The sequence below is a fragment of the Kitasatospora sp. NPDC088134 genome, from assembly GCF_044741705.1.
In the GTDB taxonomy this organism is placed as follows: Bacteria; Actinomycetota; Actinomycetes; order Streptomycetales; family Streptomycetaceae; genus Kitasatospora.
Map to the genome: position 1 here is coordinate 42,048 of NZ_JBIUTD010000039.1, position 12,916 is coordinate 54,963.

Consider the following 12,916-nt stretch of genomic DNA (forward strand, 5'->3'; position numbering starts at 1 on the left):
CTTGGCCCCCGCACCCTTCGCAGCGCCGGCACCCTTCGCACCCGCGCCCTTCGCAGCGCCGGCGCCCTTCGCACCCGCACCCTTCGCACCCCCGGCGGCCGGGGCCCGGTCCTGCGGGGCCGGAGCCGCGGGGCGCTCCTCGCCACGCACCGGCGGCAGGCTGCGGGCGGTGTTGCCCTCCCGGTCGGTGGCCTCGGGCCGGCTGCGCCGGTTGCTCCAGCGCGGGTGCGCGACCTGCCCGGGCTTGGCACCGGACGTGCCGCCGGAGCGGCCGGAACGACCGGAGGAGCGGGGCGGGTTGTTGCGGGTCACGGGGAGCTTCCTTACGCGATACGGGAGGGGACACGGGCGGTGCGGGTGGAGAGCGGTGCGGGTGGCGAACGGCGGCGGCCCGTGGCGGACCGGGATCGGTCCGCCACGGGCCCATTCAAGGCCATCGGGGGCCTCGGGCGCGGCGCGCCGCTAGTCGCGCGGCGCGGCGTCCTCGCCGCCCCGGCCCTCGTCGGTGGCCGCGGGGACCTGCCGGCGCGGCTCGCCGCGGCGGACCGCGCCGGGCGCGGACCACGCCTTGGGCGCCTTGCGGCGCTCCGAGGACTCCAACTGCCAGGGTACGGACGTCACCATCACGCCGGGCTTGAACAGCAGGCGCCCCTTGAGCCGCAGCGCGCTCTGGTTGTGCAGCAGGTGCTCGTACCAGTGGCCGACCACGTACTCGGGGATGTAGACCGCGACCACGTCGCGCGGGCTGGAGCGGCGCAGGTTCTTCACGTAGTCCAGTACCGGCCCGGTGACCTCGCGGTACGGCGAGTCGAGGACCTTCAGCGGCACCTCGATGCCGCGCTCGTCCCACTCCTGCCGGAGCGCCGCGGTGTCGGCCGGGTCGACGTTGACGGTGACCGCCTCCAGGGTGTGCGCCCGGGCGAGCCGGGCATAGGCCAGGGCGCGCAGGGCCGGCTTGTGCAGCTTGGAGACCAGCACGATGGCGTGCACCCGGGTCGGCGGGGCGACGTCGTCGGGCTCCTCGGCGGCCTTCAGCTCGGCGCTGACCCGGTCGTAGTGGCGGCGGATCGCCTTCATCATCACGAACAGCACCACCATCAGGGCGATGGCGATCCAGGCGTGGGTGATCTTGGTGACCAGCACCACGATCAGCACGGCCATCGTCATGATCAGGCCGAAGGTGTTGATCGCCCGGCTGCGCTGCATGTGGGCGCGCTTCTTCGGGTCGGTCTCGGTGCGCAGCAGCCGGGTCCAGTGCCGGATCATGCCGGACTGGCTCATGTTGAAGGCCACGAAGACGCCGACGATGTACAGCTGGATCAGCCGGTTCGGGTCGGCGCCGAACGCCACGATGAACAGGATCGCCGCGCCGGCCAGCAGCACGATGCCGTTGGAGAAGGCCAGCCGGTCGCCGCGGGTGTGCAGCTGGCGGGGCAGGTAGCGGTCCTGGGCGAGGATCGAGCCGAGCACCGGGAAGCCGTTGAAGGCGGTGTTGGCGGCCAGCACCAGGATCAGGCCGGTGGTGGCGGCGATGAAGTAGAAGCCCGGGGTGAAGTTGGAGAACACCGCCTCGGAGATCTGCGCCAGCACGGTCTTCTGGTGGTAGTCCGCGGGCGCGCCGATCAGCTGCTCGGTCGGGTTCTCCGCCATCTGGGTGCCCGTCAGGTGGGCCAGGTAGATGATGCCCATGAACATCGTGACGGCGACGGTCGCCATCATCAGCAGCGTGGTCGCCGCGTTCTTGCTCTTGGGCTTGCGGAAGGCCGGCACGCCGTTGGAGATCGCCTCCACACCGGTCAGCGCCGCACAGCCGGAGGAGAACGCCTTCAGCAGCAGGAACACCAGCGCGAACCCGGCCAGCGAGCCGTTCCCGGGCGTCGACTCCAGGTGGTACGCCGCGCTCTCCGCGGGCATCTCCGTCCCAAACCCGAAGTGCCGGACCAGGCCGTACACCACCATGCCGAGCACGCCGACCATGAAGGCGTACGTCGGGACGGCGAAGGCGCTGCCGGACTCGCGGACGCCGCGCAGGTTCATGCCCATCAGCAGGATGACCAGGAACACCGACAGCGCCATCTCGTGGCCGCGCAGCGCCGGCACCGCCGACACCACGTTGGCCACGCCGGAGGTCGTCGACACCGCCACCGTGAGGATGTAGTCGACCATCAGCGCGCTCGCCACCACCAGGCCGGAGTTGGCGCCGTGGTTGACGGTGGCGACCTCGTAGTCGCCGCCACCGCTGGGGTAGGCGTACACGTTCTGCCGGTACGAGGCGACCACCGCGAGCATCACGATGGCGACCACGACGCCGATCTGCCAGGAGAAGTGGATCGCCGACGCGCCGGCCAGCGACAGCGTGAGCAGGATCTCCTCGGGCGCGTACGCGACGGAGGAGAGCGCGTCCGAGGCGAACACCGGCAGCGCGATCCGCTTGGGGAGAAGGGTCTCCCCCAGCTTGTCGCTGCGCAGCGCACGCCCGATCAGGATGCGTTTCGGTAGGTCAGCAGGCATAGGCACAGCAAGGAATGCTAAGGGCTGGAGGTGGCACCGGATGCCTCGCGGGGCCACCTTGCTCGCGACTGTGTTCGGTGGACCGGCTAGCGTGTCGACAGAAGGCTCAGCGGGCAACACCGAGTTGCCCCTCGCGCCGGATCGCAGGCGCGGCTGACGACTCGCCCTCGAAACCGAGGGCACGGAAGGACGATGAGCGGTGTTTACGCAGGTCATGACCCCAACGGGACGGATGAGGTAGGCGCGTGCACATCGTCATCATGGGCTGCGGACGCGTCGGCTCCGCCCTCGCCAGAACGCTCGAGAAACAAGGCCACTCGGTCGCGGTGATCGACCGCGACCCGACCGCCTTCCGCCGGCTCGGCGCCGGCTTCAACGGCCGCCGGGTCACCGGTGTCGGCTTCGACCAGGACACCCTGAAGGAAGCGGGCATCGAGGAGGCCGGCGCGTTCGCCGCCGTCTCCAGCGGCGACAACTCGAACATCATCGCGGCCCGGGTGGCCCGCGAGAACTTCGGCGTCGAGCACGTCGCGGCCCGCATCTACGACCCGCGCCGCGCCGAGGTCTACCAGCGCCTGGGCATCCCGACCGTCGCCACCGTCCGGTGGACCGCCGACCAGATGCTGCGCCGGCTGCTGCCGAGCGGCGCCGAGCCGCTCTGGCAGGACCCGTCGGGCGCCGTCCAGCTGGCCGAGGTGGCGTTCTCCCCGGCCTGGATCGGCCACCGGCTCGCCGAGCTGGAGGAGGCTGCCGGCGTCCGGGTGGCGTTCGTCACCCGGGTCGGCGAGGGCGCCCTGCCCACCCCGCAGATGGTGGTCCAGGAGGGCGACCTGGTGCACGTGATGCTGCGCCGCAACGAACTGACCGCGGTCGAGGCGGCCTTCGCCAAGGGCCCCGAGGAGGCTGGTCACTGATGCGCGTCGCCATCGCCGGAGCCGGTGCCGTCGGCCGTTCCATCGCCGGGGAGCTGCTGGAGAACGGCCACGAGGTCCTGCTGATCGACAAGAACCCGAACTCCATCTCGGTGGAGCGGGTCCCGCTCGCCGAGTGGCTGCTCGCCGACGCCTGCGAGATCACCTCGCTGGACGAGGCGGCGCTGCAGCGCTGCCACGTGGTGATCGCCGCCACCGGTGACGACAAGGTCAACCTGGTGGTCTCGCTGCTCGCCAAGACCGAGTACGGCGTGCCGCGGGTGGTCGCCCGGGTGAACAACCCGAAGAACGAGTGGCTGTACAACGAGTCCTGGGGCGTGGACGTCGCCGTCTCCACCCCGCGCCTGATGTCGGCGCTGGTCGAGGAGGCGGTGAGCGTCGGCGACCTGGTCCGCCTGATGCGCTTCTCGCAGGGCAACGCCAACCTGGTCGAGCTGACCATGGCCGCCGACAGCCCGCTGGTCGGCACCCGGGTCGGCGACGTGGCCTGGCCGGTCGACACCGCGCTGGTCACCATCATCCGCGAGGGCCGGGTGCTGGTGCCGGGCGGCAGCGACACCCTGGAGGCCGGCGACGAGCTGCTGTTCGTCGCCGCCCAGGAGCGCGAGGAGGAGCTGGAGACGCTGCTGGCCGGCTGATCCCGCCCCCGGAACGCCGAAGGGCCCGCGCACCGCGCGGGCCCTTCGGCGTTCCGGGTTCCGTCACTTCCCGGGTTCCGTCACTTCCCGGGTTCCGTCACTTCCCGGGTTCTTCCTCGTCCTCCTCGACGACCGCCTTGATCGGCGGCGGCGCGGTCAGCAGGATGCGCCAGGTCACGTACATCGCCAGCAGCATCGGCGGGATGCCGAGCGCGACCTTCAGCCAGCCCAGCAGGCTGACCTGTCCGGCCGCCCAGAGCGGGAACAGGATCACCGGCTTCAGGCCCATGATCACCACCCAGGCCCAGGTGGCGCGGGTGTAGGCGGCCAGCCGGCCCGGGTTCTGCTTGCGCCAGGTGAACATCTCGCCGGTGATCGGGCCGAGCATGATGCCGATCATCGGCCAGCGGACCAGGGCGGAGACCGCGAATGCGGCGCAGTAGCCGACGTTCCAGAGCAGGCCCGGCAGGTAGAAGTCCTCGGCCTTGCCGGTCTTCATCGCGAACCAGGCGCTGATGCCCACGCCGAACACGCCGGAGAAGGCGTGCTGGATGGTCTCCCGGCGCAGCAGCCGGACCACCACGAACACCGCGCACAGCGCCAGCGCCGCCCAGGCGGACGCGGCCACCCGGTGGGTGATGTTGAAGGTGACGATGTAGACCAGGCCGGGCAGCGTGATGTCGATCATGCCGCGCACGCCGCCGAAGGCGCTCATCACGGTGTCGGCGGCCTCCTTGGAGGCGTCCCGCTCCGGCCGGGGCTGCTCGCCGCCGTCCTGCGGGCCGTTCGGGCCGTGCCCGGTCACCCGGATCGCCTCGTTGCTCACGCGGACTCGCTCCCGTGGCCGACCGGCCGCAGCTCGTAGCGGGGGTTGAAGAGCACGCGGCGCCCGCGCGCGTGGCCGATCCGGCCGCTGGCGATCAGGCGGCGGCCCGGTTCGATCCCGACGATCGAGCGGCGGCCCAGCCAGACCACGTCCAGCGCCTCGGTGCCGTCGAACAGCTCGGCCTCCAGCGCGGGCACGCCCGCGCGCGGGCGGAGCGTGACCGTCCGCAGGGTGCCGGTGACGGTGACCACCTCGCGGTCGGCGCAGGAGGCGATCGGGGTGCAGCCCGACTCGGCGCTGTCCTGCCGCAGCTCCTCGGCCTCCAGCTCCTCGGAGGAGGAGGTCAGCCGGTTCAGCATGCGGCGGAAACGGCCCTGCGGCTGGTCGCCGGTGTTGTCACCACTCATGCCGGAAGGGTACCGGTTCGACGGTGCGGGACGGCAGAGCACCGCGTGGGCCCGGTCACGGTTCGAAGCGGTAGCCCATGCCGGGTTCGGTGACGAAGTGCCGGGGGTGCGAGGGGTCGGCCTCCAGCTTGCGGCGCAGCTGCGCCAGGTAGACCCGCAGGTAGTTGGTCTCCTTGCGGTAGGCGGGGCCCCAGACCTCCTGGAGCAGCTGGGTCTGGCTGACCAGCCGCCCGGAGTTGCGCACCAGCACCTCCAGCAGGTGCCACTCGGTGGGCGTGAGCCGGACGTCCGCGCCGTCCCGGGCGACCTTCTTGGCGGCCAGGTCGACGGTGAAGGACTCGGTGGTGACCACTGGTTCGCCCTCGGCGCCGACCGGTTCGGCGCGGCGGACGGCGGCCCGCATCCGGGCCAGCAGCTCGTCCATGCCGAAGGGCTTGGTGACGTAGTCGTCGGCGCCCGCGTCCAGCGCCTCGACCTTCTCGTCGGAGGCGTGCCGGGCGGACAGCACGATGATCGGCACCCTGGTCCAGCCGCGCAGGCCGCGGATCACCTCGACGCCGTCCATGTCGGGCAGGCCGAGGTCGAGCACCACCACGTCGGGGTGGCGGGCGGCGGCCAGCTCCAGGGCGCCCGCGCCGTCGTGCGCGGAGTCGACCTCGTACTTGCGGGCCTTGAGGTTGATCACCAGGGCGCGGACGATCTGCGGTTCGTCGTCCACCACCAGGACCCGGGTCATGCGGGACCGGCCTTTCGGTTGTCGGGGTGTGCCAGCTCGACGGCGTCCAGGGACACCACCATGGTCAGTCCGCCGCCGGGGGTGTCCTCGGCGGCGACGGTGCCGCCCATCGCCTCGGCGAAGCCGCGGGCCACGGCCAGGCCGAGGCCCACGCCGGTGCCGCGCGGGGCGTCGCCGTGGCGCTGGAACGGGGCGAAGATCCGCTCCCGGGCCTCCTCGGGGACGCCCGGTCCGCGGTCCACGACGCGCAGTTCGACCCGGCCGTCCTGCGGCAGCAGATCCGCCTTCACCAGGACGGGTGAACCGGGCGGTCCGTACTTGACGGCGTTCTCCACCAGGTTCGCCAGGACCCGTTCCAGCAGCCCCGGATCGGCCCGCACCATCGGCAGCGACTCCGCCACGTCCAGCCGCACGCTGCCCGCCGGGACGCCGCCGAGGACGAACGGCACCACCTCGTCCAGGTCGGTCGGCCGCAGCAGCGGGGTGACGGTGCCGGTCTGCAGCCGGCTCATGTCCAGCAGGTTGTTGATCAGGTGGTCGAGCCGGTCCGCGCCGGACTCGATCCCGGCCAGCAGCTCCGCCTCGTCCTCCGGGTCCCACTCGACGTCCTCGGCCCGCAGCGAGCTCACCGAGGCCTTGATCCCGGCCAGCGGCGTGCGCAGGTCGTGCGAGACCGCCGCCAGCAGCGCGGTGCGGATGCGGTTGCCCTCGGCCTCCCGGCGGGCCGCCGCGGCCTCCCCGGCCAGCCGGCGCCGGTCCAGCAGCACGGCCGCCTGGTTGGCGAAGGCGCCCAGCATCCGGCGGTCCTCGGCGGGCAGCACCCGGCCGCGCAGCACCAGCGCCAGCCGCTCGCCGACCGGGACGTCCACGTCCGCCTGCTCCGGCCCGTCCGGCGGGCGCGGCCCGACCCCGGCGGCCCGGTGCCACGCCCCGTGCGGGTCGGCGCGCTCCAGCAGCGCCACCGACTCCTGCTGGAAGGTCTCCCGGACCTGCTCCAGCAGCGCCGTCAGCACCCCCTCGCCGGTCGGCGCGCCGCGCAGCACGGTGCCCGCCAGCGCGGACAGCGTCTGCGCCTCGGCCCGGGCCCGGGCCGCTTGGTGGCTGCGCCGGGCGGCCAGGTCGACCACGGTGGCGACCGCGACGCCGACCGCCGCGAAGATCGCCACCGCCACGATGTTCTCCGGCTGGGCGATGGTGAAGGTGTGGATGGGGGGCGCGAAGTAGTAGTTCAGCGCCGAGGAGGAGACCAGCGCGGACGCTATCGCCGGGAACAGCCCGCCGACCAGCGCCGCGCACACCGTCAGCGACAGGAAGAGCAGCATGTCGGTGGGCAGGCCCGGCCCGGCGAACCGGCTGAGCAGCAGCGCCAGCAGCGGCGGCCCGGCCACCCCGATCAGCCAGCCCGCCACCGTCCTGGTCCGGCCCAGGTCGGTGACCTTGCGGATCGGCAGCCGGCCCCGGCCGCGCGCCGCGTGCTCGTGGTTGACCATGTGGACGTCGATGTCGCCGGAGTCCCTGGTCACGGTGTAGCCGACGCCCGGCCCGTACACGTACTGCCAGACCCTGCGGCGGCTGGTGCCGATCACGATCTGGGTGGCGTTGACGCCGCGCGCGAAGTCCAGCAGCCCGGCCGCCGGGTCGTCGCCCAGCACCGAGTGGAAGCTGCCGCCGAGGCTCTCCAGCAGGGCGCGCTGCTCGATCAGCGCCTGCGGCGAGGAGCCGGACAGCCCGTCGGAGCGCGAGATGTGCACCGCCAGCAGCTCGCCCGCGCTGTGCCGGGCCGCGATCCGGGCCGCCCGGCGGATCAGCGTGGCGCCCTCCGGGCCGCCGGTCAGGCCGACCACGATCCGCTCCCGGGCCTGCCAGGTGCCCTGGATGCCCTGCTCGGCCCGGTAGCGCTGCAGGTACTCGTCGACCCGGTCGGCCGTCCACAGCAGCGCCAGCTCGCGCAGCGCCGTCAGGTTGCCGGGCCGGAAGTAGTGCGCGAGCGCCGCGTCCACCTTCTCCGGCGCGTACACGTTGCCGTGCGCCAGCCGGCGGCGCAGCGCCTGCGGGGACATGTCGACCAGCTCGATCTGGTCGGCCCGGCGGACCACCTCGTCCGGGACGGTCTCCCGCTGCCGGACGCCGGTGATCCCCTCGACCACGTCGCCCAGCGACTCCAGGTGCTGCACGTTGACGGTGGAGACCACGTCGATCCCGGCCGCCAGCAACTCCTCCACGTCCTGCCAGCGCTTGGCGTTGCGCGAGCCGGGGACGTTGGTGTGGGCGAGCTCGTCGACCAGCGCGACCGCCGGGTCCCGGGCCAGCAGGGCGTCCAGGTCCAGCTCGGTGAACTCGGCGCCGCGGTACGCCGCGGTACGGCGCGGGACGGTCTCCAGGCCGGTCAGCAGCTCGGCGGTGCGGGCCCGGCCGTGGGTCTCCACGAAGCCGACCACCACGTCCGCGCCGCGGTCGAGCCGGCGGTGCGCCTCGGCGAGCATGGCGAAGGTCTTGCCGACGCCCGGGGCCGCCCCGAGGTAGATCCGCAGCCTGCCGCGGGCCGTGTGCACCATGGCTCCGAGACTAGAGCCTCCGGTAGCAATATCCGCTGATCAGCCCGGGTCTCCTGAAGAATTGTCAACTTCTTGACGGCCGGTCGGCCAGAATGCCGACCGAACCGGCCGCACCCGGCCGACCACTTCGAGGGGGAACCACCATGCGCGGACTCGTACTCGGCGGCGGCGGAGTCGCCGGCATCTCCTGGCTGACCGGCCTGCTGCACGGGCTCGCCGAACACGGCGTCGACCTCCCCGGCACCGCCGACCGGGTCCTCGGCACCTCGGCCGGCGCCACCGTGGCCGGGCAGCTCGCCTCCGGCCTCCCGCTCGCCGAGCTCTACCGCCGACAGACCGAACCCGACCTGCAGAACCACGAGATCGTCCCGCCCACCGAGGCCGTCACCGCACTCTTCGAGACCTTCCACCGGCTGGTCACCGAGATCACCGACCCGGCCGAACTCCGCCGCCGCGTCGGCGAATTCGCCCTCGCCGCGGACACCGTCCCGGCCGCCGACCGGCTCGCCGTCATCGCCGCCCGCCTCCCCGGCCGCGACTGGCCCGCCTGGCCGCTCACCCTCACCGCCGTCGACGCCGAGAGCGGCGAACCCCGCACCTTCGACCGCGACAGCGGCGTCCCGCTGCTCGACGCCGTCGCCGCCAGCTGCGCCGTCCCCGGCATCTGGCCGGTGGTCGAGATCGACGGCCGCCGCTACATGGACGGCGGCATCCGCAGCACCACCAACGCCGACCTGATGACCGGCCGGCGGGCCGTCCTGGTCCTCGCCCCGATGGCCGACCCCCTCCTCGACGCCGAACTCCGCACCCTGCGGACCACCGGCCGGGCCCTCGCCGTCGCCCCCGACGAGGACTCCCTCGCCGCCTTCGGCGCCAACCCGCTCGACGGCGCCGTCCGCACCCCCGCCGCCGAGGCCGGCCGGGCCCAGGCCGCCCGGGTCGCGGACGCGGTCCGCGCCCTCTGGACGGTCTGACGCCCCGTCGGGCCCCTACTCCTCGGCTACTCCTCGACGATCCTGCCGTCCCGCAGCTCCAGGACCCGGTCCGCGAGCTCCATCAGCTGCGGGTCGTGCGTCGCCACCAGCGCCGTCACTCCCTCGCTGCGCACCACCGCGCGCAGCAGCTGCATGATCGCCAGACCGGTGTCCGAGTCCAACTGGCCGGTCGGCTCGTCCGCGATCAGCAGCGCCGGCTCGTTCGCCAGCGCCCGCGCCACCGCGACCCGCTGCTGCTGGCCGCCCGACATCTCGGTCGGCCGCTGCTCCATGTGGTCCGCCAGCCCCACCATCGCCAGCAGCGTGCGGACCCGCTCCTCGCGCTCCTTCACCGCCACCTTGCGCAGCCGCATCGGCACCCCGACGTTCTCCGCCGCCGTCAGCACCGAGATCAGCCCGAACGACTGGAACACGAAACCGATCCGGTCCCGCCGCAGCTCCAGCCGCCCCGCCTCGTCCAGGCCCGCCAGGTCCGTCCCGGCGATGCTGATCTTCCCGGCGGACGGCGCGTCCAGCCCGCCCACCAGGTTCAGCAGCGTCGTCTTGCCCGACCCCGACCGGCCCCGCAGTGCCGTCAACTCCCCGGCCCGCGCCGTGAACGACACCCCGCGCACCGCGTGCACCGCCCGGTCGCCCTCACCGAAGGTCCGGTGCACATCCTCCACGACCACCATCGCACCGCTCATCCCAGCACCTCCGACTCCTCGGCCCGCCGGACTCCGACGTGGTCCTCTTCCCATGCCGGCCGCACCCGGCGGTCCAGCCCCAATGCCTCGGTGAAGTCCTGCGGCAGCCGCAACCGCCCCACCCGGTCCAGCACCGCGCACTCCACCCCCGGCTCGCCCCGCTCCGGACGCCGCACCCCGGTCGAGGTGCGGCCGTTCCGGATGCGAACAGTACGCCGTACTTCGTTCGCCACCCTAGGGTCATGGGTAACGATCAGGACCGTCGCCCCCGGTTCCTCGTTCACCGACCGCAACGCCGCGAAGATCTCGCCGCCGGTCGCGCTGTCCGGCTCGCCCGTCGGCTCGTCCGCCAGCAGCAGGGCCGGCTCGTTCGCGTTCGCCACCGCGATCGCCACCCGTTACCGCTCCCGCCCCCCACGCGCTCCCCCTCCGGACCCCACGGCCCGTCCTCCCGGAGTGCCGCGACGCCCCGGTGCACGGTCGGCCGGCCGGGACAGTCCCCTGTTCTGCCCCGACCGGTCGGCCGCCCTCACATTCGGCCCTGCGCCCACACAGCGAAGGCCACACCACTCCAACGCGGCCCGAACCGGACGGGTTGCATCGCCTTCCGGACTTTTTCCGACCGATCCGCCGACCGGTCGGTCGACCGATCCGCAGACCGGTCCGCCGCAGGTCCCGCCCTCAGCCCTTCGGCTTCCCCGCCCCCGGCTCCCCCAGCGCCAGGAACTCCGCCGCCGAAGCCTGGAACGGCTCCGACAGCCCCGCCGTCGGCGCCACCCCCGGACCTTCCCGACGCACCGTCAGCACCGCCAGCAGCGACCCCCGGACGTGCACCACCGCCTCCTCCCCGGACGGCACCGGCTGCCACACCCCCAGCGCCACCGCGCCCTCCAGGTGCTGCTCGATCTCCCAACCCACCCCCGGCAGCACGCACTCCCCGCCCGCCAGCAAGCGCGCCCCCGCACCCTCCGCCTCGCCCGCCGTTCCGAACCGCAGCACGAACTGACGGGCCGTCGCCTGCGCCGTCCCACCGTTCTCGTACGTCTCCGCCCACACCTGCTCGGCCCCCGCCGTCCGCACCAGGAGCGGTACGCACCCGTCCAGCGACGCCTCGGCCGGCCACCCGCCGCGTGCCGTCCCCGTCCCTGTTCCTGCTTCTTCTGCATTTGCTTTTGCTGAAGCGCTCGGACTGCCGCTGCTGCCCGCGCCGGCCGTCGCCGAGGCGCCCGGGGTCGGCAGCACCGTCCACGGGCCGTAGCCGCCCAGCACGCTCGGCAGCCGCGACGCGTCCAGCACCAGGGCCCGCACCTCCGGGTCCGCCGTCTCCAGCGGCGCCGCCCAGGTCCCGACCGTCCCGCCCGGGCCGGCGGATGCGCTCGCGGTCGCGGCCGACGCGGCGTAGGGGATCGAGGACACGGCAGCGGACGGCGACGGGGGCATCTTGGGCCCCGCCAGCGTCACGTCCTCCGCCGGCCCCGGCTTCAGCACCGGTGCCGGGGCGGCCACCCCGTGCCCACCGGAAGAGGGCACCACCGTCAGCCCCGACCACAGCACCGCGGCGCCCAGCACACCCACGCCGACCACCGCACCCGTCCGCCGTCGACGGCGCCGCACCCCGCGCGACACCACCTCCCCGCCGTCCGGCACCGGAACCGCCAGCACCACCTCGCGCCGCAGCCCGTCGAACATCGCCTCCAACCGGGCCGCGCCGATCGCCGGACGCTCGTCCTCCGCCCCCGCCTCCGGCCTAGACACGAGAACCGCAGTCCTCGACCACCCGGACCCGAACCCCCGTCGACTCCACCGCCACCTGCTCCTCGCCCCGCCGCTCCCCCGGACCCGCCGCACCGACCTCAGCGGCAGCCGTCCGAACCGGCCGCAACGACGCGCCCACCGACTCCTCGACGACCGCCGCCGGCTCTTCCCCCAACAACACCGCCAACGCCTGCCGCCCCCGGTGCAACCGCGCCTTCACCGTCCCCACCGGCACCCCCTCGTCCGCGGCGATCTCCGCCACCGAACGCCCTCCCATGTGGTGCCACACCAACGCCGACCGCTGCGCCTCCGGCAACTGCCGCAACGCCTCCACCAGCGCCACCGTCTCCGGCCCCGGCCCCGGAACCGGCGCCTGCACACCCCCGTGCCTGATCCAGCTCTGCAACGCCGTCCGCGCCCGCCGCCACCTACTGATCGCGATCCGCTGCCCCGTCAACCGGACCCACGCCACCGGATTCTCGTGCGACATCAGCCGCCCCCAGTGGTGCCAGGCCCGGACGAACGCCTCCTGGGCAGCGTCCTGCGCCTCGCCCAGATCCCCCGTCAGCGCGTACAGGTGCGCGACCAGCTGGCCGTACGCCGCCTCGTAGAACGCCCGAAAGTCGTCGTCGCCCCGCTCGGCTCCACCGCCGGCGCCATCGCCCTGCTCCACGACCATGACGCCACAGTGTGCCGTGCACCGACCGACCCGGCAATACTCCGCTCGTCCCGACCTCCCCGGTGCACCCCGCTCCGATCGGCCGGTATGCCGGCATTTCTTCCCCGGAAATGCGAAAAGGGCCCCGGCCTTTCGGCCGGGACCCTTCCCTGAATAATTGTTCGGCGGCGTCCTACTCTCCCACAGGGTCCCCCCT

At 73.4% G+C, this 12,916-nt stretch carries 11 protein-coding genes and 1 pseudogene; 3 read left to right on the plus strand and 9 right to left on the minus strand.

The genetic code is table 11. The features are described from left to right. Positions 1–462: 462 nt before the first annotated feature. Positions 463–2,511: an APC family permease gene (locus ACIOHG_RS35580; RefSeq protein ID WP_400957239.1), complete on the minus strand. Its 2,049-nt coding sequence runs from the start codon at positions 2,509–2,511 to the stop codon at positions 463–465. A gap of 245 nt (positions 2,512–2,756) precedes the next feature. Between ACIOHG_RS35580 and ACIOHG_RS35585 the strand changes: the two genes are divergently transcribed. Continuing rightward, a complete protein-coding gene (locus tag ACIOHG_RS35585) occupies positions 2,757–3,425 on the plus strand; it encodes a potassium channel family protein (protein ID WP_400957241.1) in 669 nt (222 codons plus the stop codon). Next, positions 3,425–4,081, plus strand: coding sequence for a potassium channel family protein (locus ACIOHG_RS35590; protein WP_400957244.1), 657 nt, complete (start codon positions 3,425–3,427; stop codon positions 4,079–4,081). Before ACIOHG_RS35585 ends, ACIOHG_RS35590 begins: the two co-directional genes overlap by 1 nt. A 97-nt stretch (positions 4,082–4,178) precedes the next feature. On the opposite strand, the gene ACIOHG_RS35595 is transcribed toward ACIOHG_RS35590, so the two are convergent. Genes ACIOHG_RS35595 through ACIOHG_RS35610 form a run of 4 tightly spaced genes read right to left on the minus strand, consistent with a single transcriptional unit; the run spans position 4,179 to position 8,605 of the window. Next, positions 4,179–4,907, minus strand: coding sequence for a DUF3159 domain-containing protein (locus tag ACIOHG_RS35595; protein WP_400957247.1), 729 nt, complete (start codon positions 4,905–4,907; stop codon positions 4,179–4,181). Then, positions 4,904–5,314, minus strand: a complete 411-nt coding sequence (locus ACIOHG_RS35600; protein ID WP_400957250.1) for an OB-fold nucleic acid binding domain-containing protein — start codon at positions 5,312–5,314, stop codon at positions 4,904–4,906. The genes ACIOHG_RS35595 and ACIOHG_RS35600 overlap by 4 nt, the downstream gene beginning before the upstream one ends. Before the next feature lie 55 nt (positions 5,315–5,369). Further along, entirely contained in the window at positions 5,370–6,050 is a 681-nt protein-coding gene (locus ACIOHG_RS35605) for a response regulator (RefSeq protein ID WP_400957253.1), read from the minus strand. After that, positions 6,047–8,605, minus strand: a complete 2,559-nt coding sequence (locus ACIOHG_RS35610; protein ID WP_400957256.1) for an ATP-binding protein — start codon at positions 8,603–8,605, stop codon at positions 6,047–6,049. Before ACIOHG_RS35610 ends, ACIOHG_RS35605 begins: the two co-directional genes overlap by 4 nt. A gap of 143 nt (positions 8,606–8,748) precedes the next feature. On the opposite strand from ACIOHG_RS35610, the gene ACIOHG_RS35615 reads away from it, so the two are divergent. Next, positions 8,749–9,579 (plus strand): patatin-like phospholipase family protein, encoded by an 831-nt coding sequence (locus ACIOHG_RS35615; RefSeq protein ID WP_400957259.1) that lies wholly within the window; start codon positions 8,749–8,751, stop codon positions 9,577–9,579. Between the two features lie 26 nt (positions 9,580–9,605). Here ACIOHG_RS35615 and ACIOHG_RS35620 read toward each other — a convergent pair whose 3' ends face one another. From ACIOHG_RS35620 to ACIOHG_RS35635, 4 genes and pseudogenes are all read right to left on the minus strand, one after another. Then, positions 9,606–10,286 carry an ABC transporter ATP-binding protein gene (locus ACIOHG_RS35620; protein ID WP_400957262.1) on the minus strand — a complete coding sequence of 227 codons (681 nt, stop codon included), beginning with the start codon at positions 10,284–10,286 and terminating at the stop codon, positions 9,606–9,608. Further along, positions 10,283–10,684 (minus strand): annotated as a pseudogene (locus ACIOHG_RS35625) (ABC transporter ATP-binding protein); the annotation flags it as partial. The gene ACIOHG_RS35620 and the pseudogene ACIOHG_RS35625, both read right to left, overlap by 4 nt. Before the next feature lie 283 nt (positions 10,685–10,967). Beyond that, a complete protein-coding gene (locus ACIOHG_RS35630; protein ID WP_400957264.1) occupies positions 10,968–12,041 on the minus strand; it encodes a hypothetical protein in 1,074 nt (357 codons plus the stop codon). Continuing rightward, on the minus strand, positions 12,034–12,720 hold the full coding sequence (locus tag ACIOHG_RS35635; protein WP_400957267.1) for a SigE family RNA polymerase sigma factor: 687 nt from the start codon (positions 12,718–12,720) through the stop codon (positions 12,034–12,036). Before ACIOHG_RS35635 ends, ACIOHG_RS35630 begins: the two co-directional genes overlap by 8 nt. Between the last annotated feature and the right edge of the window lie 196 nt (positions 12,721–12,916).

Excerpts from the sequence above, each read along its gene's own strand:
- ACIOHG_RS35580 (WP_400957239.1), bottom strand. The coding sequence starts at position 2,511 with ATGCCTGCTGACCTACCGAAACGCATCCTGATCGGGCGTGCGCTGCGC.
- ACIOHG_RS35590 (WP_400957244.1), top strand. The coding sequence starts at position 3,425 with ATGCGCGTCGCCATCGCCGGAGCCGGTGCCGTCGGCCGTTCCATCGCC.
- ACIOHG_RS35600 (WP_400957250.1), bottom strand. The coding sequence starts at position 5,314 with ATGAGTGGTGACAACACCGGCGACCAGCCGCAGGGCCGTTTCCGCCGC.
- ACIOHG_RS35605 (WP_400957253.1), bottom strand. The coding sequence starts at position 6,050 with ATGACCCGGGTCCTGGTGGTGGACGACGAACCGCAGATCGTCCGCGCC.
- ACIOHG_RS35610 (WP_400957256.1), bottom strand. The coding sequence starts at position 8,605 with ATGGTGCACACGGCCCGCGGCAGGCTGCGGATCTACCTCGGGGCGGCC.
- ACIOHG_RS35615 (WP_400957259.1), top strand. The coding sequence starts at position 8,749 with ATGCGCGGACTCGTACTCGGCGGCGGCGGAGTCGCCGGCATCTCCTGG.
- ACIOHG_RS35620 (WP_400957262.1), bottom strand. The coding sequence starts at position 10,286 with ATGAGCGGTGCGATGGTGGTCGTGGAGGATGTGCACCGGACCTTCGGT.
- ACIOHG_RS35635 (WP_400957267.1), bottom strand. The coding sequence starts at position 12,720 with ATGGTCGTGGAGCAGGGCGATGGCGCCGGCGGTGGAGCCGAGCGGGGC.